Consider the following 19728-nt stretch of genomic DNA (forward strand, 5'->3'; position numbering starts at 1 on the left):
AGGCACGCGTGCGCGCCCTGATCGACGACTATCGCGATGCGTCCGACGAAGCGTTCGAGCGGATGTTCGAGCGTGACAAGGGCGAGCTCCGGGCCCTCGGCGTACCGCTCGAGACGGGGCAGGTCGACGGCTTCTTCGACGACGAGCCGGGCTACCGGATCCCCGCCGACGAGTTCGCGCTGCCGGGCATCGAGCTGACCGCCGACGAGGCAGCCGTGCTCGGGCTGGCGACGCGGGTCTGGAGACACGCCGGGCTCGCCGCCCACACCAGCGATGCGCTGACCAAGCTCACCGCGGCAGGCGTCGAGATCGATCGCGGGCGGCTCGACATGCTCGCCCCGGAGATCACCACCGAGGAGCCGACCTTCGACGCGCTGTGGCAGGCGACCCTCGAGCGCCAACGGGTCTCCTTCGAGCACCTGCGGTCGGGCGCGACCTCGCCGACGAAGCGCACCCTCGAGCCCTGGGGCCTCCTCTCCGCCCAGGGCCGGTGGTACGTCGTGGGACGCGACCTCGACCGCGACGCGGAGCGGATGTTCCGGCTCTCCCGCATCCGCGCGAAGGTCACCAAGGTCGGCCGCCCCCGGTCGTACGACGTACCCGACGGTCTCGACCTCCGTGCGGTCGCGCGGCGGCTCGGTCCCGGCCCCCGCACGGAGGACGCCACGCTCCTGGTCCGGGCCGGTGCCGGCGCCGCTCTTCGACGTACGGCGACGCTCGTCGCTTCCGATGTCCCCGGTCCCGACGGCACCGCCGGCTGGGACCGGCTCCAGCTCGCGGTCTCCTCCCTGCGCTGGCTTGCCGACGAGGTGCTCGCACACGGCACCACGGTCGTGGCGGAGGCGCCTGAGGCGCTGGTCGCCGATGTCGTGGCCCGGCTCGACACTGCCCTCGGCACGGGCGACACCCTGACCGAAGGCACCGCTGAGGAGGGCACCGCGTGAGCAGCGCGAAGGACCAGGTCGGGCGCCTGCTCGCGCTCGTGCCGCTGATCCGACGGCGCGGCGAGATCCACGTCGACGAGGCGGCCGAGCTGCTCGGGGTCACCTCCGCGCAGCTCCTGAGCGACCTCCAGGTCCTGATCTTCTGCGGCTGGCCGGGATGGCTCCCCGGGGACCTGATCGAGGTGGATCTCGATGCGCTGGAGCCGGGCGGTGACGGCATGATCCGGATCGCCAACGCCGACTACCTCGCGCAGCCACTGCGTCTCTCCCGCGCCGAGGCGTCCGCCCTCCTCGTCGCCCTGCAGACCCTCCGCAGCAGCGCCGGCGACGATGCGCTGCCCTCGATCGACAGCGCTGTCGCCAAGATCGAGGAGGCCGTCGGCGACGTGCCGGTCGCCTCCATCGCGACGCCTGCAGGCCCGGCAGCGGCTGTACGCCGGGTCGTCGACTCCGCCGCCCGCAACGGGCGGCAGGTGCAGCTCCGCTATCTCGTCGCCTCCCGTGACGAGGTCTCCGAACGCGTCGTCGACCCGCTCGGCGTCGTCACCGTCGGGGGAGTGGGCTACCTCGACGCGTGGTGCTACCGCGCGGGCGACCGCCGCTCCTTCCGGCTGGATCGCATGCTCGAGGCGGTGCTGCTCGACTCGCCGGTCGAGCACCACGAGGTGGGGCCGCTGGATCTCTCCGAGGGCATCTTCCGACCCGCGGGCGACCTCCCGGTCGTCACGCTGCGCCTGCAGCGTGCTGCCCGCTGGGCGGCCGAGTACTACCCCGTCGAGACGGTCCGCGAACTCCTCGGCGGTGCGCTCGAGGTCACGCTGCGGGTCGCCGACGAGGGCTGGCTGGAGCGGTTGTTGCGACGGCTCACGCCCCACGTGGAGATCGTCGCGCCACAGGAGTTCACCCAGCGCTACGGCGCGTCCATCAGGGCAGTGCGTGCCCTGTACCCACCGCACGTAGGATGACGGAGGTATCCGCGCCCCACCATTCGAGGTAACCCATGTTCACCCCGCTGATCGGCACCCCTGGCTGGCCCGAGCTCCTGCTCATCCTCGCCGTGGTCATCCTCATCTTCGGCGCTGCGAAGCTGCCGGACCTCGCGCGGAGCAGTGGCCAGGCGCTGCGCATCTTCAAGGCCGAGACCAAGGGCCTGCGCGACGGCGACAAGAAGGACACGGTCGAGGGTCAGGTCGTCAACGACGACAAGCCCGAAGAGACGCGCTGAGGTAGCCCGCCTTGTTCGGTTCCGGACTCGTCCGGCTCCTCTCGGGCGCGCCGGTGCATCCCGTTGGGGCTGACGGCAAGATGGCGCTCTCCGACCACTTCCGTGAGTTCCGCGCCCGGCTACTCAAGATCGCGCTGATCTGGATCGCCGGCTTCGCGCTCTCCCTCGTCTTCCACGACCAGCTGCTCCAGGTGGTCATGGCGCCCTACGAGGCCGCCCAGCGCGTGCTGCCCGAGGGCACGACCGAGCCGGTCATCACCGGCGCCGGTGCGCCGCTGATGGTCTACCTCCAGCTCTCGGCGCTGGCCACCACCGTCCTCACAGCACCGCTCTGGCTCTACCAGCTGTGGGCGTTCATCCTTCCCGGGCTCCACCGGAAGGAGAAGAAGTGGTCGATGATCTTCGTGGTCGTCGCCGCACCCCTCTTCCTGGCTGGCGTCGCCGTCGGCTATGTCACCCTGCCCAAGGGCCTCGAGGTGTTGATCAGCTTCACCCCCGAGAACTTCACCAACCTCGTCGACTTCGGCCACTACCTCTCGTTCTTCAGCCGGACCCTGATCGTCTTCGGCATCGCCTTCGAGATCCCGGTCTTCGTGGTCCTGGCGAACCTCGCCGGCGTCGTGCGCGGCCAGTCCCTCGGCGCGCACCGGCACTGGATCATCATCGGTGTCTTCGTCTTCGCCGCGGTCGCCACTCCGTCGACCGACCCGTTCACCATGTGCGCGATGGCGATCCCGATGGTCCTGCTCTTCCTCGTCTCCGAGCTCATCGCGCGGCTCAACGACAGGCGCCGCGCTCGCCGCAGCCCCAACGCCGGCCTGTCGCCCGACGAGGCGTCCGTCATCTGACGACCGCGGCGCTAGTGTCGGAGGCGTGACCTCTCCGAGTGAGCAGTACGCCGCGTTCCGCCAGCGCCAGGGCCACCCTGTGCTCAGTGAGTTCAAGGGCCTCTACGCGTTCCCGCTCGATGACTTCCAGGTCCGCGCCTGCAAGGAGCTGGAGGAGGGCCGCGGCGTCCTCGTGGCAGCGCCCACGGGCTCGGGCAAGACGATCGTCGGTGAGTTCGCGATCCACCTCGCCCTGACCCAGGGCCGCAAGTGCTTCTACACCGCCCCCATCAAGGCGCTCTCCAACCAGAAGTTCCACGACCTCGCCGAGCGCTACGGCCCCGAGAAGGTCGGCCTGCTGACCGGCGACAACAGCGTCAACAGCGAGGCGCCGATCGTCGTCATGACCACCGAGGTCCTCCGCAACATGCTGTACGCCGGGTCCCGCACCCTGGCCGGCCTCAGCCACGTGGTGATGGACGAGGTCCACTACCTCGCGGACCGCTCCCGGGGGGCCGTGTGGGAGGAGGTGATCATCCACCTGCCCGACTCGGTGGCCCTGGTCGCCCTCTCCGCCACCGTCTCCAATGCCGAGGAGTTCGGAGAGTGGCTCAACACCGTGCGCGACGAGGTGGTCACCATCGTGGAGGAGAAGCGGCCGGTGCCGCTCTTCCAGCACGTCATGGTCGGGCGCCACCTGCACGACCTCTTCGCCGACTCCGACGTCGACGCGAAGGCCGGGTTCGTCCGCGAGGGCGCGCCGGTCAACCAGCAGCTTATGAGGGTCGCCCGCGACGACTGGGCCTCCACGCGCACCCGCGACCGGCGCAGCCCGCGCGACCGCAACGCGAAGTCGACGAGCAAGGACCGTCGCAACGTCGGCAACGGCCGCCGGGTCTGGATGCCGAGCCGCGTCGAGGTGATCGAGCGTCTCGACCGCGAGGGGCTGCTGCCCGCGATCACCTTCATCTTCAGCCGGGTCGGCTGCGACGCCGCCGTGCAGCAGTGCCTCGACGCGAACCTGCGGCTGACCAGCCCGGAGGAGCGCGACGAGATCTTCGCCGTGGTCGAGGCGAAGGTGCGCCACCTGCCCTCAGCCGACCTCCAGGTCCTGGGCTACCACGAGTTCCTCGACGGTCTCACGCGCGGCATCGCCGCCCACCACGCCGGCATGCTGCCGACGTTCAAGGAGTGCGTGGAGGAGCTCTTCCAGCGCGGGTTGTGCAAGGTGGTCTTCGCGACCGAGACCCTCGCGCTCGGCATCAACATGCCGGCGCGCACCGTCGTCATCGAGAAGCTGACGAAGTGGAACGGCGAGTCCCACGCCGACATCACGCCGGGGGAGTACACCCAGCTCACGGGTCGCGCCGGCCGCCGTGGCCTCGATGTCGAGGGCCACGGTGTCGTCCTGTGGCAGCCGGGCATGAACCCCAAGGAGCTCGCCGGTCTCGCCTCGACCCGCACCTACCCGCTCCGCTCGTCGTTCCGCCCGAGCTACAACATGGCCGTCAACCTCGTGCATCAGGTCGGCCGGGAGCGAGCGCGCGAGCTGCTCGAGGCGTCGTTCGCGCAGTTCCAGGCCGACAAGGCCGTCGTCGGGCTGGCCCGCCAGCACCGCAAGGCGGAGGACGCCCTCGAGGGCTACAAGGAGGCCGCGAGCTGTCACCTCGGCGACTTCATGGAGTACGCCGCGCTGCGCCGCAAGATCTCCGACCTCGAGAAGTCGGCCGCCCGCGACCGCCGCAGTGACCGCCGCGACGAGGTGGTCGCCGCCCTGTCGAAGCTGAAGCCGGGCGACGTGATCCGGGTACCCAACGGAAAGTTCGCCGGCTACGCCGTCATCATCGACCCCGGCCTCTCGCCCGAGGGCCCCCGCCCGTACGTCGTGACGCTCGACCGGCAGGCCCGTCGCCTGGCGCTCATGGACTTCCAGGTGCCGGTGGCGGCGCTGTCCCGGATCCGGATCCCGAAGAACTTCAGCGGACGTAACCCGCAGCAGCGCCGTGACCTCGCCGCCGCGCTGCGGGAGAAGACCACCTACGGCTTCCCCGACGAGCACCGCGAGCACGGTGGGGGCACCGGCCGGGCGCAGGGACGCAGCCACGGTCGCGGCGACCGTGTCGGCGACGAGGTCGACGCGCTGCGCCGCCAGCTCAAGCATCACCCGTGCCACGCCTGCGACGAGCGCGAGGACCACGCCCGCTGGGCAGAGCGCTGGTTCAAGCTGCAGCGCGACTCCGCGACGCTCCAGCGCCGCATCGAGTCACGCACCAACACGATCGCCCGGCAGTTCGACCGGGTCTGCGACGTGCTCTCCAGCCTCGGCTACCTCGAGGAGGAGGACGACACGACAGTCGTGACCGAGCAGGGCCGCCACCTCATGCGGATCCACACCGAGATGGACCTCGTCGCCGCCGAGTGCCTCCGTGCGGGCCTGTGGGACGACCTGGACCCCTCCGAGCTCGCGGCCGCCCTGTCGATCCTCGTCTTCGAGGGCCGCCGCGCCGACGACTCGGCGGCGCCGCGCCTCCCCGGAGGCCTCGTCAAGGACGTCGTCGGCGAGATGGTCCACCTGTGGGCGCAGCTCGATGCCCTCGAGAAGGAGAACCGCCTCGACTTCCTCCGCGAGCCCGACCTGGGCTTCGCCTGGGCCGCCTATCGCTGGGCCGAGGGCGACGAGCTCGACGACGTGCTCCGCGACACCGGGCTCGCCGCCGGTGACTTCGTGCGCTGGACCAAGCAGCTGCTCGATCTCACCGACCAGGTCGCGGCTGCCACGGGTGACGGCGGCATGCGCACCATCGCCCGCGAGGCGGGAGCGCGGATGCGCCGGGGTGTCGTCGCCTTCTCCACGCTCGGCGAGGAGTAGCCGTCACACCTCCGTCACGGCGCGCGCCAGCGTCGCCGTGAGTCGCTCGACCGAGGTCCCCAGGCCCCACTGCTCGGCCAGCGCCCCCAGCGCGTCAGCATCCACGGGCCGGGCCGGGAGCGCCAGTGCCGAGCGGTCGAGCGGGAGGTCGCGCGCGACCGCCACCACGGCCGGCGCGACGGCGAGATAGGCGGCAGCGTCGCGGATCTTGCCCCGCGGGCCGGGCGCCAGGTCGCTGGTCGGGTCGTCTACCGCCGCGACGAGTGTCGGGATGTCCCCGAAGCGCTGGAGCAGGGTGGCCGCGGTCTTCTCGCCAACGCCCTTGACGCCGGGCAGCCCGTCGCTCGCGTCGCCCCGCAGCGTCGCGAAGTCGGCGTACTGACGTGCCTCGACGGCGTACTTCTCGCGCACCCAGGCCTCGTCGACGCGGTCGTGGCGACTCACCCCACGGCCGACGTAGAGAACCCGGACCCCCGCAGCGTCGTCAACGAGCTGGAAGAGGTCGCGGTCTCCCGTGACGATGTCGACCGGCATGCCGGCTCCGGTGGCCAACGTGCCGATGACGTCGTCCGCCTCGTAGTCGTCGGCGCCAATCACCGCGATGCCGTAGGCCGCGAGCACGTCGCGGATCACCGGCACCTGGACCAGCAGCGGGTCCGGCACCTCCTCGACAAAGACCGAAGTGGACTCCCGCACGGGCACACCTTCTGGGACCACGCGGTGCGCCTTGTACGTCGGGATCAGGTCGACGCGCCACTGCGGTCGCCAGTCGTTGTCCCAGCAGCAGACCAGGTGGGTGGGGGAGTACTCCTCCGTGAGCCGACTGATGTAGTCGAGCAACCCTCGGACGGCGTTGACGGGCGTGCCATCGGGCGCCCGCATCGAGTCCGGGACGCCGAAGAACGCGCGGAAGTAGAGCGAGGCGGTGTCGAGAAGCATCAGGCGCTGGGTCACCCGGATGATTCTGCCGGACTACGCCGACATGGCCACTTCTGACCAAGCGTCCAGAAACTCCGCCGAAATGGCATCCGCAGGTCTCCGGTGTGGGTACCGTCACCCCATGCGCACCGACTTCGGAGGTGTCTCCCTCCAGTCTCAGGCACTCGGCCTGGTGCTCCGACACAGTGCCCGCCGGGTGATCGGAGCCTGGTCCCTCGCGCCCACCCTGCCGTGGCCCTACGCGGTGGTCGACCACCTGGGCCAGCTCCAGCGCAAGGCACCCGGCACACGGTTCGCCACCACGATGGTCGGCGGATGCCGCGCCCGCATCGTGACCCCTGCCCGGCCCGTGGCCGGCCGGCACATCCTCTACTTCCACGGTGGCGCGTTCCTCGTGGGCGGCTGGCACCTGCACGGCGGCCTCCTGTCACGGATCGCCGCCGCCACCGGCGCCACGATCACCTCGGTCGAGTACCACCAGCTGCCCAAGCACTCGATCGAGGCGTCGATCCGCGACGGCGTCGCGGCCTATCGCCACCTCCTCGCGCAGGGCACCCCCGCCCACGAGATCGTCTTCATGGGCGACTCCGCCGGCGGCTTCCTCAGCTTCACCGTCGCCGATCGTGCACGCGCCGAGGGGCTGCCGTCACCGGCCGCACTCGTCGCGATGTCGCCGTTGGTCGACCTCGACTTCCTCCGTACGCCGGTCGGTCGGCGTCGGCGCGGCGACCACATCTTCGGGCCGCGCGCCCTGCGGACCTTCGCGCGGATCGCCGCCGGCCACCCCGACGGGATCCACACGCCTGTCGACTGCGAGCACGCCAGCCTGCCGCCAGTCCTGCTGCAGGTCAGCTCGAGCGAGTCGCTCTACAAGCAGGTCTGCCGGCTGGCCGAGCTGCTCGAGGCCGCGTGCGTGCCGACCGACCTGCACGTCTGGCCCGGTCAGGTGCATGTCTTCCAGGCCGCCTCGATCCTGCCCGAGGCGGTCGAGGCCGTCGGCGCCCTCGCTGCATGGACCGCGCGCCAGTGGGCCGCAGCGGCCGGGGAGAGCGCCACCAGCGCCGCGTCAGCCTGAGCTCTCCGTGCCGATCGGCGTGTCCTCCAGCGACACGCCGTCGTGAGGATGAATCCGCGGGAAATGCACGGTGCCGACAGCCCTGCGCTGACCTGCGGAAACGCCTGTTGTCGCAGGTCAGCCGCGGGTTGACATCTGGCTTGGGAAGCAGCACATTCGGGCAGTCCGCCCGTGCAGCCGTCGCGGCCGAACCAGCCGGCAGGCGCCGGACTCTTCGGATCCCACCAGTTCCGCATGAGCCCGACGGCCACCGTAAGGGGACCCGCTTCGGGGGCAGACGCGCAGGGGCCCGACTCCCTAGACAACTTCCCGTCCGCGACAGCCAGCCGCGCCACGGGTGGGCCCGAAGGGTCGGCTCACTCCTGTGGCTGCGGGGGAGGGGTGCGAGGCACGCCGGTAGCATCACCGCCGTGCCCACCCGCCTCCTCGTCGCCACGATGGCTGGTGTGGTCACCGCGCTGGCCTTCGAGCCGGTGACCTGGGTCTGGCTGATGCCGGTCGGACCCGCCGCCTACTTCCTCGCGGTCCGCGGCGCGGGCACCCTCCGCGCCGCGGCCGCCGGCGCGGCGTACGGCGTGGGCTTCTTCGGCCTGCACGTGATCTGGATGCGCACCCTCGGCGAGATGCCGTGGATCGCGCTCACGCTGTTGCAGACCAGCTTCCTCGCCGTGCTCGGTGCGGTGCTGGCCCGGCTCTCCACCCTGCGCTGCTGGCCCGTCTGGTACGCCGTGGCGTGGCTGGCGATCGAGACGCTCCGCGGCGTCCTGCCGTTCGGAGGCTTCACGTGGGGCAGCCTCGGCCTCGGGGTCATCGACACTCCGGTTGCGGCCTGGCTTCCCTGGATCGGGGTGCCCGGCGCTTCCCTGGTCGTCGCCGGCCTCGGCGCTGCACTCGCCTGGCTCGTCGTCGAGGGGCGGGGGAGGGGAGCCGGCCTGGTCGTCCTCGGTGCTGCCGTCGCCCTCGCCGTTCCCACCTGGGTGCAGCCCCCGCGCCACGCCACGGGCACCGTGACCGTCGCGGTGGTCCAGGGCGACGTGCCCGGCGAGGGCACGTTCGTCTCCACCTACCATTACGAGGTGACCCGGTCGCACGCCGACCTCACGGTCGAGCTGGCGCGCCGGGTGGCCGACGGTGAGGTCCCCGCACCCGACTTCGTCGTGTGGCCCGAGAACTCCACCGCAGTCGACCCGTTCCGCAACGTCCGTGTGCGCGCGGACATCGCCCGCGCCGTCGCCGCGATCGACCGTCCGGTGCTGGTCGGCGCGATCAGCGACGATCCTGACGACGAGACCCGGATCATCAACGAGGGCATCGTGATGGACCCGGTGACCGGGCCGGGGGAGCGCTACGTGAAGGCGCACCCCGTGCCGTTCGGCGAGTTCGTCCCGTGGCGCGGGATCTTCGGGCAGTGGTTCACCGAGGACATCGGCCTGGTCCGCCGCGACATGATCGCCGGCACGCGGCAGACACCGCTCACCATCGACGGCACGCGGATCGCCGACGCGATCTGCTTCGACGTCGCGTTCGGTGACACCCTCGGGCCTCAGGTCCGCAACGGTGCAGAGGTCGGCATCGTGCAGACCTCCAACGCGACGTTCATCAACACCCGGCAGATCGACCAGCAGTTCGCGATCACCCGAGTGCGCGCTCGTGAGCTCGGGCGCGCCGTCGCGGTTGCGTCCACCAACGGACGCACCGGGATGATCGACGCTGACGGCAGCGTGCTCGCGACCTCGGCGACCCGGACGACCGACGTCCTCGTCCACGAGCTCCCGCGCTACGACAGCCGACCTCCCTCGGTCTGGGTCGGACCTGTCCTCGGGCCCGTCGCCGTGGTGTTCACGTTGCTTGGCCTGGCGTTCAGACTCCGCACGTATCGTCGAGCGCGTGGACAGGGAGCGCGCTGACATGGAGACCGCATTGGGCCGCACCGTGATGGTCGTGCCCACCTACAACGAGGCCGACAACCTCGCCTGGATCATCGCTCGCCTGCGCACCGCTGAGCCCGAGGTCGACGTGATGATCGTCGACGACTCCTCGCCCGACGGCACCGGCGAGATCGCCGACGAGCTCGCCGCAGCCGATCCCCGGATCCAGGTCGTGCACCGCACGGAGAAGGCCGGCCTCGGCGCGGCGTACCTGCACGGGTTCCGCGTCGCGCTCGAGCAGGGCTACGACGTGATCGGCGAGATGGACGCCGACGGCTCGCACCAGCCCGAACAGCTCTACCGGCTGCGCTCCGCGCTGCTCGACGCCGACCTCGTGATCGGCTCGCGCTACGTGTCCGGCGGCTCGATCGTCAACTGGCCGCTCTTCCGCCGCATGCTCTCCGCGTTCGGCAACCTCTACGTGCGCCTGCTGCTGGGCATCTCCGTACGCGACTCGACCGCGGGCTACCGCCTCTTCCGGCGTACGACGCTGGAGAAGATCGACCTGACCAGCGTCAACGTGACCGGCTACGTCTTCCAGACCGACCTCGCCTGGCGGACCCTGCAGAGCGGCCTCGTCGTCCGGGAGGTCCCGATCGAGTTCATCGAGCGGGTGCGCGGTCAGTCGAAGATGAGCCGCTCGGTCGCTGTCGAGTCACTCCAGCGGATCACCTGGTGGGGGCTGAAGCAGCGGGCCACCCGCGTGCGCGGTGCCTTGCGCTCCGTGCGACGCTGAAGGGGTGACCTCCTCCGTACGCCGGGTCCCCGGCTGGCTGCTCGCCCTGCTCTTCATCGGCGTGCCGCTGCTCGAGCTGATCGTGATCGTCCGGGTCGGCCAGACCATCGGCGTCGGCTGGACCATCCTGCTGCTGATCGTCGACAGCATCGTCGGGGCCTGGCTCCTCAAGCGCGAAGGCGGCCGGGCCCTCACGGCGCTCGGCACGGCGTTCTCCTCGGGTCGGATGCCGGCACGGGAGATCGCCGACGGCATGCTCATCCTCGTCGGTGGCGTGCTGATGCTGACGCCCGGCTTCCTCTCCGACGTGCTGGGCTTCCTGTGCATCCTGCCGATGACCCGGCCGCTGGCGCGGGGCCTGCTGACCCGGTTCGTCGCCACACGCCTGGTCGTGGTGCCCGGCGGGGCGTTCCCCGGTGGTCCCTTCTCAGGCGGCAGCACGTTCCCCGGGAGCACGCCGCCCGGAAATGGACCGCGACCCCGCCCCGGCGGCCACGGTGACGTGGTGCAGGGCGAGGTCGTGGAGGACTGACGCAGTCAGTCGTCGACTCAAGCGTTGGCCTTCTTCTTGGCCTTGCTCGGACGGTGCAGGTGCGCCGGCCCGATCTCGCCGCCTCGGAGCAGCTCGAGCCGCTCGGTGAGGATGTCCTCGAGCTCCTCGACGGAGCGACGCTCGAGCAGCATGTCCCAGTGCGTGCGGACCGGCTTCTCGGCCTTCTCCTCGGGCAGGATGCCGGCGGCGCTCAGCGCGACCGTGCCGCAGCGCGGGCACTCCCACTGAGCGGGGATGTCGGCCTCGACCGACATGGTGATCTCGAAGAAGTGCCCCTGCGGACAGTTGTAGCCGACCTGCTGGCGTGCGGCGAACTCGATCCCGCGCTCGTCCTCGAAGCTCTGGCCTCCGAGACGAGCCCCACGCAGCGTGCGCTCTGCCATTGCTACCTCCGACGTTGACGGTGGGTGTTACCCGTTGGAATGGTCTCGGTGATGGGACGGACGGACCGTGCTTCCATGACGCGAGGAGGGGACACCAGTTGGTGTTCTTGCCCTCCAACGTACGCCGGTGCGCAAGGATTCCCGGCTCACGAGTTACCGGCCTCACGCATGCCACGCGCGGTGTCGACCCGGAGGAGCAGCGCCCCGCCGATCACGAAGAAGGCGATCAGGGCGAAGATCGCCGGCCGGTAGGAGTCGGTGATCTGGTAGACGAGGCCGAACGTCAGCGTGCCGAACCACGAGGTTCCCCGGTCCATCGCGTGGTAGAAGCTGAAGAACTCGCCCTCCCGGCCGCGTGGGATCAGCAGCGAGAAGTAGGAGCGGGCCAGCGCCTGCGTGCCGCCCAGCACGATGCCGATCGCCACCCCCATCGCGAGGAACGGCACGAGCGCCTTCTCGGGAAGGAAGAGCGCGACGGTCACGATCAGCATCCAGACGACCAGCCCGCCGAGGATCACCCGCTTCGCACCGACTCGTGCCGCCAGGCGCCCGAAGAGAAGCGCGCCGAAGAAGGCGACGAACTGGACGAGGAGGATCGTGCCGATCAGCACCGAGGTGCCGAAGCCGAGCTGCTTCTCGCCGTACGTCGAGGCGGCGTAGATGACCGTCTGGATCCCGTCGTTGAAGAAGAGATAGGCCAGCAGGAAGGTCAGCGCCATCGGGTAGTTGCGCAGGTCCTTGAGCGTCGCCCAGAGCTGCCCGAAGCTCGCCCGCACCAGTCCGCCGAAGCCACTCGAAGTGTCTCCGTCGGTCGAGCCTGACGGGACCAGGTGCACCGGCGGGTGGTCCTGCAACCCGAGCAGGGGTACGACGGTGAACGCCGCCCACCAGACCGCGGCGGCGAGCATCGACAGGCGGACCGCCATCTCCTCGGTCAGCCCGAAGGTGTCGTGCAGGAGCACGACGGCGAGGGTGATCGCCAGCAACAGACCGCCGCCCAGGTAGCCGAAGGCCCAGCCTCGCGAGCTGACGCGATCGCGATCTGCCTCGTCGGCGATGAGCGGCAGGAAGGCGTCGTTGACGGTCCCCGAGGCACCGAGACAGATGTTGGCGATGACCATCGACACCGCCCCGACCTGCCAGTTGCCGTCGACGGCGAAGAAGAGGAGCGCACCCGCAGCAGCACCGGCCCAGGCGAAGCCGGCGAGGAGCCGGCGCTTGTGCGTGGTGCGGTCCGCGATCGCCCCGACGAGCGGGAGCAGGAGTGCCGAGAGGATCGTCGACGCCGTCACGACGAAGGACGGCAGCGCTCCCGGGGCGACGGCGCCGCCGAAGAGCCGGATCGGGTCGGCGTCCTCGGCCACCGAGATCAGGTACGGCGCGAAGAGAACCGTCTGGACGCTGGTCACGAAGGCACTGTTGGCCCAGTCGTACCAGTACCAGGCGCGCTGCTCGCGCCGCTGCGCCAGCGGGCGGAGGTCTGCGATCGCGCTCATGACGCGTCCTTGTCGTCGGCGGGATGCTCGTCCGGGTCCTGGCCATGGGGCCAGACGCCGAGATCGGTGAGGACCTCGCGCAGGACGTCAGTGCGGTCGGTGAAGATGCCGTCGACGCCCATCGCATGGAGCCGGCGGATCTCGTCGGCGTCGTCGACCACCCAGACATGGACCTCAGCGCCCGCGGCGTGGGCCTTCCGGACGAACGCCGGCGTCACCACCGTGATGAACCGGCGGTGCCGCACGGGCACCTGCAGGGCGATCGGCTTGCGCCCGACCAGGCGAGCCGCGATGCGGCCGCTGGGCGCGAGGAGGTACGCCGCGATCTCGAGCGGGTGTGCGGACGTCGGCACCGCGCCGCCCGTGAGCTGGCGGAACTCCCGGAGTGCGCTCCGCGAGAAGGAGCCCACGATGAGCCGGTCCTGCAGGTGCCGGTCGTTGACGAACCGCGCCAGGGGCCCCGCAGCCGCCCGCGACTTGATGTCGATGTTGAAGCGCACCTCCGGGAAGGCATCGACCAGCTCCTCCAGCGTCGGGACGGGCTCGCGTCCGCCGACGCGCGCGGACTGCACCTCGGCGTACGTGAGGTCGGCGATGGCACCGGAGAGGTCGGTGACCCGGTCGAGCTCGGCGTCGTGGAAGGCGAGGAGCACGCCGTCGCGGGTGACGTGGACGTCGGTCTCGAGATGGCGGTAGCCCAGCGCCACGGCGTGCCGGAACGCCGCCATGGTGTTCTCGAGGCCCTCGAGCTCGGGGTGGCGGGCACCGCCGCGGTGCGCGAACGGGATCATGCAGCCATCGTGGCAAAGATCCGGTCGCGCCACATGGAGCGACCTGCTCACATCACGACGAAGGAGGAGTACCTTCAGGCCATGGATGAGGAGTCGATGGCCTGTCCGCGCTGCGGGGCCGACATGGTGGAGCGCGGCGTCGGCCGCGCGGAGGTGAAGCAGTGTCCCGCGGGCCACGGCGTCTTCCTGCAGCGGATGGACCTCAGCGCGCTGATCGACGCGGAGCGCTCGTGGCACGAGTCGGACGGCCGCCACACGATGGCCATCCCGCGGATCACCGCCGGCATGACGGCACCGCCGCCCAAGCCCCCGCGGGCCCCGGCGTGGATCGCCACCCTCTTCGACTGAGCCCCCAACGCACACGAGCCCGTCGCGACCTGGTCGCGGCGGGCTCGTCGTACGTGCGCCTCGGAAATCAGATGTCGCGGAATCCCTGTTGCGACACGTCTTGCGGGGCTCGCCTCCACAACACCTCGCTGCGCTCGGCGTGGCTCCGGCTCACTCCTCAGATGTCGCGGAACGGCACGATGTTGGCACCGAGCTCGTTGAGCCGCTCGGCGAGGTCCTCGTAGCCGCGGTGGATCACGTACGTCGAGCGGAGCACGCTGGTGCCCTTCGACGCGAGCATGGCGAGCAGGATGACGACAGCCGGGCGGAGCGCCGGCGGGCAGACGATCTCCGTGCCGGAGAAGTGCGTCGGACCGTCGACCAGCACCCGGTGCGGGTCGAGGAGCTTGACGTTGCCGCCGAGCTTGGTGAGCTCGGTGAGGTAGATGGCTCGGTTCTCGTAGACCCAGTCGTGGAGGAGCGTCTGACCCTCGGCAACCGCGGCGATGACCGCGAAGAACGGCAGGTTGTCGATGTTGAGACCGGGGAACGGCAGCGGGTGGATCTTGTCGAGCGGAGCCCGGAGCTTCGACGGCTTCGGCGTCAGGTCCACCAGGCGGGTGTGGCCGTTCTCCGCGAGGTACTCCGCGGAGATGTCGTAGCGCAGGCCCATCTCCTCGAGCGTGGCCAGCTCGATCTCCATGAACTCGATCGGCACCCGCTGGATGGTGATCTCGGACTCGGTGACGATCGCGGCAGCGAGCAGCGACATGGCCTCGATCGGGTCCTCCGACGGCGCGTAGTCGACGTCGACGTCGATCTCGGCGAGGCCGGTGACGGTCAGCGTGGTCGTGCCGACGCCCTCGACTGCGACGCCGAGGCGCTGGAGGTAGAAGCAGAGGTCCTGGACCATGTAGTTGGACGAGGCGTTGCGGATGACCGTCGTGCCCGGGTGCAGCGCGGCAGCCATCAGTGCGTTCTCGGTGACCGTGTCGCCACGCTCGGTGAGGACGATCGGGCGCGCCGGCTCGATGGCGCGGTTGACGCTGGCGTTGTAGGCGCCGTCCGTCGTCTTCACGGTGAGGCCGAAGGGCCGCAGGGCGGACAGGTGCGGCTCGACGGTGCGCTCGCCGAGGTTGCAGCCACCGGCGTAGGGGAGGGCGAACTCGTCCTCGCGGTGCAGCAGCGGGCCGAGGAACATGATCACCGAGCGCGTACGCCGTGCGGCGGCCTCGTCGATGTTCGACAGGTCGAGGGTGGCAGGCGGGATGATCTCGAGGTCGTTGTCCTCGTTGAGCCAGCGGGTCTGCACGCCGAGGCTCTCGAGGACCTCGATCAGCCGGTTGACCTCCTCGATGCGCGCGACCTTGCGGAGCGTCGTGCGGCCCTTGTTGAGCAGGGAGGCACAGAGCAGGGCGACGCCGGCGTTCTTGGAGGTCTTCACGGCGATCGTGCCGGAGAGCTTGGTCGGGCCGGTGATGCGCAGGTGCGTCGGGCCGGCGCCGAGCGAGACGATCTCGGAGTCGAGCGCGGCGCCGATGCGGGCGAGCATCTCGAGCGAGAGGTTCTGGTGGCCCTTCTCGATCCGGTTGACGGCGGACTGGCTGGTGCCCAGGACGTCTGCGAGCTGCTGCTGCGTCAGGCCGCGGTGCTTGCGTGCGTCGCGGATCAGGTTGCCAATGCGTCCCAGGTAGTCCTCGGTCATGCGTCCAAGGTATCTCAGATATGAGATACGTCAACGACGCGCGCCACACGGTCAGGTGCTGGGGGAGGGCGGGATTCTCGCCCGCGTGGCAGGATCGCACCATGCGCGCCACGACGATCCACGGTCCCCGCGACATCCGCTTCGGTGAGGTCGAGGATCCCCACATCGAAAAGCCGACCGACGCGATCGTGAAGGTGGTCGCGGGGTGCATCTGCGGCTCGGACCTCTGGCCCTACCGCGGGGAGAACCCGATCACCGAGGGCAGCACGATCGGCCACGAGTGCGTCGGTGTCGTGGAGGAGATCGGCGCGGACGTCCGCGACGTCAAGGTCGGCGACTTCGTCGTCGTGCCCTTCGACCACTGCGACAACACCTGCGTCCACTGTGCCGCGGGCATGCAGTCCGCCTGCACCAACCTCGGCTTCACCGTCAGCGGCCAGGGGGAGTACGCCAGGGTCAACCAGGCCGACGGCTCGCTGGTCACGGTGCCCGGCACGCCGGACGCCTCGCTGATCCCGTCGCTGCTGGCCCTCTCCGACGTCATGCCGACGGGCTGGCACGCAGCCGTCGCGGCCGGCGTACGCGAGGGTGGCACGGCTGTCGTCGTCGGCGATGGTGCGGTCGGCCTGTGCGGCGTGCTGGCCGCGCGCCAGCTCGGTGCAGAGCGGATCATCGCGATGTCGCGCCACGAGCCACGTCAGGAGATCGCCAAGGCCTTCGGTGCCACCGACATCGTCGCGGTGCGCGGCAAGGAGGCGACTGCCGCCGTCCTCGAGATCACCGGGGGAGTAGGGGCAGATGCGGTCCTGGAGTGCGTCGGCACCGACACCTCGATGAAGACCGCCTTCCACGCCGCGCGCCCGGGTGCGACGGTCGGCTTCGTCGGCGTCCCGCACGGCGTCACCCTGCCGGTGGGCACGATGTTCGGCCGCAACGTCGGTCTGGCGGGCGGCATGGCACCGGTCCGCAGGTATCTGCCCGAGCTGCTCGGCCTCGTCCTCGACGGCTCCATCGATCCGGGCAAGGTCTTCGACATGACCCTGCCCCTCGACCAGGTCGCCGAGGGCTACCTCGCGATGGACGAGCGACGGGCGATCAAGGTCCTCCTGCAGCCGTGAGCGACCTGGTCATCGGCCCCGACGACCTCTCGCACGCCGCGGTCCGGGCACTGCTCTCGGAGCACCTCGAGGACATGTACGCCACCTCGCCGCCCGAGTCGGTCCACGCGCTCGACCTGGAGGCGCTCCGGGCGCCCGACATCTCCTTCTACAGCGCGTGGGACGGCGAAACCCTGCTCGGCTGCGGCGCCCTGCGCGACCTGGGCGACGGCCACCTCGAGATCAAGTCGATGCGCGCGGCCCGCGACCATCGCGGACGCGGCACGGGCGCCGCGATCCTGCTCCACCTCCTCGACGAGGGCGTACGCCGTGGTGCGACGCGCATCTCGCTGGAGACCGGCGTCGAGCCGTACTTCGGGCCGGCGCGCCGGCTCTACCAGCGGCACGGGTTCGTGGAGTGTGCACCGTTCGGCGACTACGTCGCCGACCCCAACAGCGTCTTCATGACGCGCGAGCTGCCCTAGTCAGGGGGCCGCGGGTCAGAGATGCACGCTGCCGGGCGCATCCGGCGGAGTGCAGGTGCACTGGTCGCACGGCAGGTAGCGGTGGGCGGCGTGGCCGCACGCCGTGCACGGCAGGTCGTGGGTGAGGTGAACCGGATTCTCCTCATACGTGTCCCACATGGCAGCTCCTCGGACGTCCTGGTACCGGTGGGACGTCCGGCTCGCACCGGCGTGACGCAGTTCTCAGGCAAGTTCCACGAAGATTCCGCGGGCCCGGTCCTTGGCGACCTTGCCCGCGCCGAAGACGCGCCCGCTGATGGCCAGGTGGACCCCCGCGGGCAGCAGCTGGACCGCGGTCATGGCGGCCCCCAGGTTGTACGCCGCGTCGCTGGTCGCCATGGCTGCAGGCTGCATCGCCCCGGTCAGCACGACGGTCTGGTCCGCCGCAGCGAGATGCTCATCGAGGAACGCCGCCGTCTCGGGCATCGTGTCGGTGCCATGCGTGATGACCACGAGCCGACCCGGCAGCGCGTCGATCGCCGCACACAGGACAGCCCGGTCTGCGTCGGTCATGTCCAGGCTGTCGACCGCGAGCGCCGGCGTGACGTCGTACGTGTTGTCGGTGAGAACGGGGGAGAGGAGCGCATCGACGGCGGGCGGGCCGATCTCGAGCACACCCGAGAGGGAGTAGACCTTGTCGATCGTCCCACCGGTCGTGACGACGTGGATGTGCGGCATGCCGTGACGATATCCATCACCGCAGCCCGAACCACGTGCGGGTTGGCCGGGTCGGGGTTAGGTTGGCGAGGTCCACTAGCCACCATGCCGGGAGCCTGCACGATGTCACCGAGCCGTTCCGCGCTCCTGATCGCGGCTGGCGTGATCGCTCTGACGGCGTGCGAGCCGCTCGTCGAGAGCCCGCCGGAGGCAGCGGTCGCGCCCAGGACACCGAGCACAGCGGCCGTCACCCCGTCGGTGACGATCACGCCCACCGTGGCGCCGGTCCGGGAGCAGGCCTCGCGCGCCAGCGTCGGGCGGAGACTGTCGCCCACGCAGGTCGCGGCGATGTCACAGGCACGCACCAGCGTCACGGACGGCGACATCATGCGGCAGCTCGCCAACACCGCCGAGCGCATCGCGAAGAACCTCGCCGCGGGCCCCGCCGTACCCGCCCCGGCGAGTGTCCAGCCCGGCAGCAACCGCGCCCTCGGCTACCGGCTGATGATCGAGTTCGGCTGGCCGGCGAGTGAATGGCCGGCGCTCGACGCCCTGTGGCACCGGGAGTCCGGCTGGAACCAGTACGCCGAGAACCGATCATCTGGCGCCTACGGCATCCCGCAGTCGCTGCCGGCCACCAAGATGGCGGCCGTCGGACCCGACTGGAAGACCAACCCGGAAACCCAGATCCGCTGGGGCCTGGCCTACATCTGTGCGAGGTACGGCAGTCCTCGCGCTGCCTGGGCCCACTCGGAGAAGGTCGGCTGGTACTGACGGAGTCGCGGAGGGGTGGCGATCGGCGTTATGTCATGTGGCGCGAGGAAGACCCGGCGTTTGGTGCGCCCCGCACGCAATGGATGCGCGAGGGACGCACCAAATCGAAGGCCCTCATGCCGAGCACGTTCCGGCACAGGCGATCTGAGCGAGTCCCGCCACGCATCAATCCCGCCGAGCGGCTCGTCGGTCGCGGAGTTCGGGAAGGGCTCGACGCAGCGTGTCCGGTTACCTGGGCCTCACCACGCGTAGCGCCGTAAACTGGTAATCACGGGAGTTGGGGGAGCGGGAGTACGCCAGCCGTGCCCACCTCGGCATGGATCGCACGGTCGGTTGCATGGGCCTGATCCACGTGACGATTCCAAGGGCCCCGGCCGGGGTTACAGTCGAACCATGGACACGATGCGCACCCGGATGGACGGCGACCTGTTTGCTGCTGCCGAGTCCTACGGAGCTCTCAACTCACGCAGCGCGGCGGAGCAGATCGTCCACTGGGCTCGCATCGGGCGCGAGATCGAGTCGTCGCCCGAAGTCAGGCACCGTGAGATCGAGGTCGTCCTCGCAGGCGATGGAAATTACGACGCGCTCCGGGAGCACGAACAGGCCATCGTCCGGGCCACTTGGGACGATCGGCTCGCGCGCCGGCAGGGCTCACTCAACTTCGCCGAAGAGTTCCGCACAGCGGGTCTGGACTATGTCGAGGCTGACGAGCACGGCAACCTCATCCACGGAGCTGTCGCAGGCTGACGCGCGGCACCCCGAGTTCTGCATCGGTTGCTCGCAGACCAGCCCCCGGGATTGGCAAGTGCGGCGTCAACGCGTCAGATGCGGTCGAATTCAGGCTCTGCGATTTCGGACCAGGTAGACGAGGCCGGCGA

21 protein-coding genes are annotated in these 19728 nt (G+C 70.2%); 14 read left to right on the forward strand and 7 right to left on the reverse strand.

All coding sequences use genetic code 11. The features are described 5' to 3' along the window. From VLF38_RS10555 to VLF38_RS10575, 5 genes are all read left to right on the forward strand, one after another. Positions 1–944 (forward strand): helix-turn-helix transcriptional regulator (locus VLF38_RS10555; RefSeq protein ID WP_325271223.1); only part of this gene is annotated, 944 nt, incomplete at its 5' end. After that, positions 941–1909, forward strand: coding sequence for a WYL domain-containing protein (locus VLF38_RS10560; protein ID WP_325271224.1), 969 nt, complete (start codon positions 941–943; stop codon positions 1907–1909). The genes VLF38_RS10555 and VLF38_RS10560, both read left to right, overlap by 4 nt. A 35-nt stretch (positions 1910–1944) precedes the next feature. Then, positions 1945–2169: a twin-arginine translocase TatA/TatE family subunit gene (gene tatA / locus VLF38_RS10565; protein ID WP_107699655.1), complete on the forward strand. Its 225-nt coding sequence runs from the start codon at positions 1945–1947 to the stop codon at positions 2167–2169. Positions 2170–2180: 11 nt separating this feature from the next. Next, positions 2181–3017 (forward strand): twin-arginine translocase subunit TatC, encoded by an 837-nt coding sequence (gene tatC / locus VLF38_RS10570; RefSeq protein ID WP_325271225.1) that lies wholly within the window; start codon positions 2181–2183, stop codon positions 3015–3017. A 25-nt stretch (positions 3018–3042) separates the two neighbouring features. Beyond that, entirely contained in the window at positions 3043–5865 is a 2823-nt protein-coding gene (locus tag VLF38_RS10575) for a DEAD/DEAH box helicase (RefSeq protein ID WP_325271226.1), read from the forward strand. A gap of 3 nt (positions 5866–5868) precedes the next feature. Here the strand turns inward: VLF38_RS10575 and VLF38_RS10580 are convergent, their stop codons facing one another. Next, on the reverse strand, positions 5869–6819 hold the full coding sequence (locus VLF38_RS10580; protein ID WP_414689388.1) for a 5'-3' exonuclease: 951 nt from the start codon (positions 6817–6819) through the stop codon (positions 5869–5871). A 106-nt stretch (positions 6820–6925) separates the two neighbouring features. On the opposite strand from VLF38_RS10580, the gene VLF38_RS10585 reads away from it, so the two are divergent. The 4 genes from VLF38_RS10585 to VLF38_RS10600 all read left to right on the forward strand — a co-directional run bounded on the left by VLF38_RS10585 (position 6926) and on the right by VLF38_RS10600 (position 11075). Next, complete coding sequence (locus tag VLF38_RS10585; protein ID WP_325271227.1) at positions 6926–7879, forward strand: alpha/beta hydrolase; 954 nt, start codon at positions 6926–6928, stop codon at positions 7877–7879. A gap of 410 nt (positions 7880–8289) precedes the next feature. Then, a complete protein-coding gene (lnt, locus tag VLF38_RS10590) occupies positions 8290–9786 on the forward strand; it encodes an apolipoprotein N-acyltransferase (protein WP_325271228.1) in 1497 nt (498 codons plus the stop codon). Beyond that, entirely contained in the window at positions 9767–10543 is a 777-nt protein-coding gene (locus tag VLF38_RS10595) for a polyprenol monophosphomannose synthase (RefSeq protein WP_325271229.1), read from the forward strand. The genes lnt and VLF38_RS10595 overlap by 20 nt, the downstream gene beginning before the upstream one ends. 4 nt (positions 10544–10547) lie before the next feature. Beyond that, positions 10548–11075 (forward strand): FxsA family protein, encoded by a 528-nt coding sequence (locus VLF38_RS10600; protein ID WP_325271230.1) that lies wholly within the window; start codon positions 10548–10550, stop codon positions 11073–11075. A gap of 17 nt (positions 11076–11092) precedes the next feature. On the opposite strand, the gene VLF38_RS10605 is transcribed toward VLF38_RS10600, so the two are convergent. The 3 genes from VLF38_RS10605 to VLF38_RS10615 all read right to left on the reverse strand — a co-directional run bounded on the left by VLF38_RS10605 (position 11093) and on the right by VLF38_RS10615 (position 13766). Then, positions 11093–11479: an RNA polymerase-binding protein RbpA gene (locus VLF38_RS10605; protein ID WP_107699674.1), complete on the reverse strand. Its 387-nt coding sequence runs from the start codon at positions 11477–11479 to the stop codon at positions 11093–11095. Positions 11480–11625: 146 nt separating this feature from the next. Continuing rightward, positions 11626–12975: an MFS transporter gene (locus VLF38_RS10610; protein WP_325271231.1), complete on the reverse strand. Its 1350-nt coding sequence runs from the start codon at positions 12973–12975 to the stop codon at positions 11626–11628. Beyond that, complete coding sequence (locus VLF38_RS10615; protein WP_325271232.1) at positions 12972–13766, reverse strand: glycerophosphodiester phosphodiesterase; 795 nt, start codon at positions 13764–13766, stop codon at positions 12972–12974. The genes VLF38_RS10610 and VLF38_RS10615 overlap by 4 nt, the downstream gene beginning before the upstream one ends. Positions 13767–13847: 81 nt before the next feature. On the opposite strand from VLF38_RS10615, the gene VLF38_RS10620 reads away from it, so the two are divergent. Continuing rightward, complete coding sequence (locus VLF38_RS10620; protein ID WP_325271233.1) at positions 13848–14114, forward strand: zf-TFIIB domain-containing protein; 267 nt, start codon at positions 13848–13850, stop codon at positions 14112–14114. A 157-nt stretch (positions 14115–14271) separates the two neighbouring features. Here VLF38_RS10620 and VLF38_RS10625 read toward each other — a convergent pair whose 3' ends face one another. Next, positions 14272–15798 carry a UDP-N-acetylglucosamine 1-carboxyvinyltransferase gene (locus VLF38_RS10625; protein WP_325271234.1) on the reverse strand — a complete coding sequence of 509 codons (1527 nt, stop codon included), beginning with the start codon at positions 15796–15798 and terminating at the stop codon, positions 14272–14274. Positions 15799–15899: 101 nt separating this feature from the next. Here VLF38_RS10625 and VLF38_RS10630 point away from each other — a divergent pair, with 101 nt between their 5' ends. Both VLF38_RS10630 and VLF38_RS10635 read left to right on the forward strand, forming a co-directional pair. Then, entirely contained in the window at positions 15900–16916 is a 1017-nt protein-coding gene (locus VLF38_RS10630; RefSeq protein ID WP_325271235.1) for a zinc-dependent alcohol dehydrogenase family protein, read from the forward strand. Further along, positions 16913–17380 carry a GNAT family N-acetyltransferase gene (locus VLF38_RS10635; protein ID WP_325271236.1) on the forward strand — a complete coding sequence of 156 codons (468 nt, stop codon included), beginning with the start codon at positions 16913–16915 and terminating at the stop codon, positions 17378–17380. Before VLF38_RS10630 ends, VLF38_RS10635 begins: the two co-directional genes overlap by 4 nt. A 15-nt stretch (positions 17381–17395) precedes the next feature. Here VLF38_RS10635 and VLF38_RS10640 read toward each other — a convergent pair whose 3' ends face one another. After that, positions 17396–17539, reverse strand: coding sequence for a hypothetical protein (locus VLF38_RS10640; RefSeq protein ID WP_325271237.1), 144 nt, complete (start codon positions 17537–17539; stop codon positions 17396–17398). Between the two features lie 63 nt (positions 17540–17602). Further along, positions 17603–18097, reverse strand: coding sequence for an asparaginase domain-containing protein (locus tag VLF38_RS10645; protein ID WP_325271238.1), 495 nt, complete (start codon positions 18095–18097; stop codon positions 17603–17605). 102 nt (positions 18098–18199) lie between these two features. On the opposite strand from VLF38_RS10645, the gene VLF38_RS10650 reads away from it, so the two are divergent. Beyond that, a complete protein-coding gene (locus VLF38_RS10650; protein ID WP_325271239.1) occupies positions 18200–18850 on the forward strand; it encodes a transglycosylase SLT domain-containing protein in 651 nt (216 codons plus the stop codon). A gap of 393 nt (positions 18851–19243) precedes the next feature. After that, positions 19244–19597: a TA system antitoxin ParD family protein gene (locus VLF38_RS10655; protein WP_325271240.1), complete on the forward strand. Its 354-nt coding sequence runs from the start codon at positions 19244–19246 to the stop codon at positions 19595–19597. Positions 19598–19728 lie beyond the last annotated feature (131 nt).

The sequence above is a fragment of the Nocardioides sp. genome (assembly GCF_035481145.1).
In the GTDB taxonomy this organism is placed as follows: Bacteria; Actinomycetota; Actinomycetes; order Propionibacteriales; family Nocardioidaceae; genus Nocardioides.

Bases quoted from the DNA above. Each gene is read 5' to 3' on its own strand.
- tatA (WP_107699655.1), top strand. From the start codon at position 1,945: ATGTTCACCCCGCTGATCGGCACCCCTGGCTGGCCCGAGCTCCTGCTC.
- VLF38_RS10585 (WP_325271227.1), top strand. From the start codon at position 6,926: ATGCGCACCGACTTCGGAGGTGTCTCCCTCCAGTCTCAGGCACTCGGC.
- VLF38_RS10605 (WP_107699674.1), bottom strand. From the start codon at position 11,479: ATGGCAGAGCGCACGCTGCGTGGGGCTCGTCTCGGAGGCCAGAGCTTC.
- VLF38_RS10610 (WP_325271231.1), bottom strand. From the start codon at position 12,975: ATGAGCGCGATCGCAGACCTCCGCCCGCTGGCGCAGCGGCGCGAGCAG.
- VLF38_RS10615 (WP_325271232.1), bottom strand. From the start codon at position 13,766: ATGATCCCGTTCGCGCACCGCGGCGGTGCCCGCCACCCCGAGCTCGAG.
- VLF38_RS10620 (WP_325271233.1), top strand. From the start codon at position 13,848: ATGGATGAGGAGTCGATGGCCTGTCCGCGCTGCGGGGCCGACATGGTG.
- VLF38_RS10625 (WP_325271234.1), bottom strand. From the start codon at position 15,798: ATGACCGAGGACTACCTGGGACGCATTGGCAACCTGATCCGCGACGCA.
- VLF38_RS10630 (WP_325271235.1), top strand. From the start codon at position 15,900: ATGCGCGCCACGACGATCCACGGTCCCCGCGACATCCGCTTCGGTGAG.
- VLF38_RS10640 (WP_325271237.1), bottom strand. From the start codon at position 17,539: ATGTGGGACACGTATGAGGAGAATCCGGTTCACCTCACCCACGACCTG.
- VLF38_RS10645 (WP_325271238.1), bottom strand. From the start codon at position 18,097: ATGCCGCACATCCACGTCGTCACGACCGGTGGGACGATCGACAAGGTC.
- VLF38_RS10650 (WP_325271239.1), top strand. From the start codon at position 18,200: ATGTCACCGAGCCGTTCCGCGCTCCTGATCGCGGCTGGCGTGATCGCT.
- VLF38_RS10655 (WP_325271240.1), top strand. From the start codon at position 19,244: ATGGACACGATGCGCACCCGGATGGACGGCGACCTGTTTGCTGCTGCC.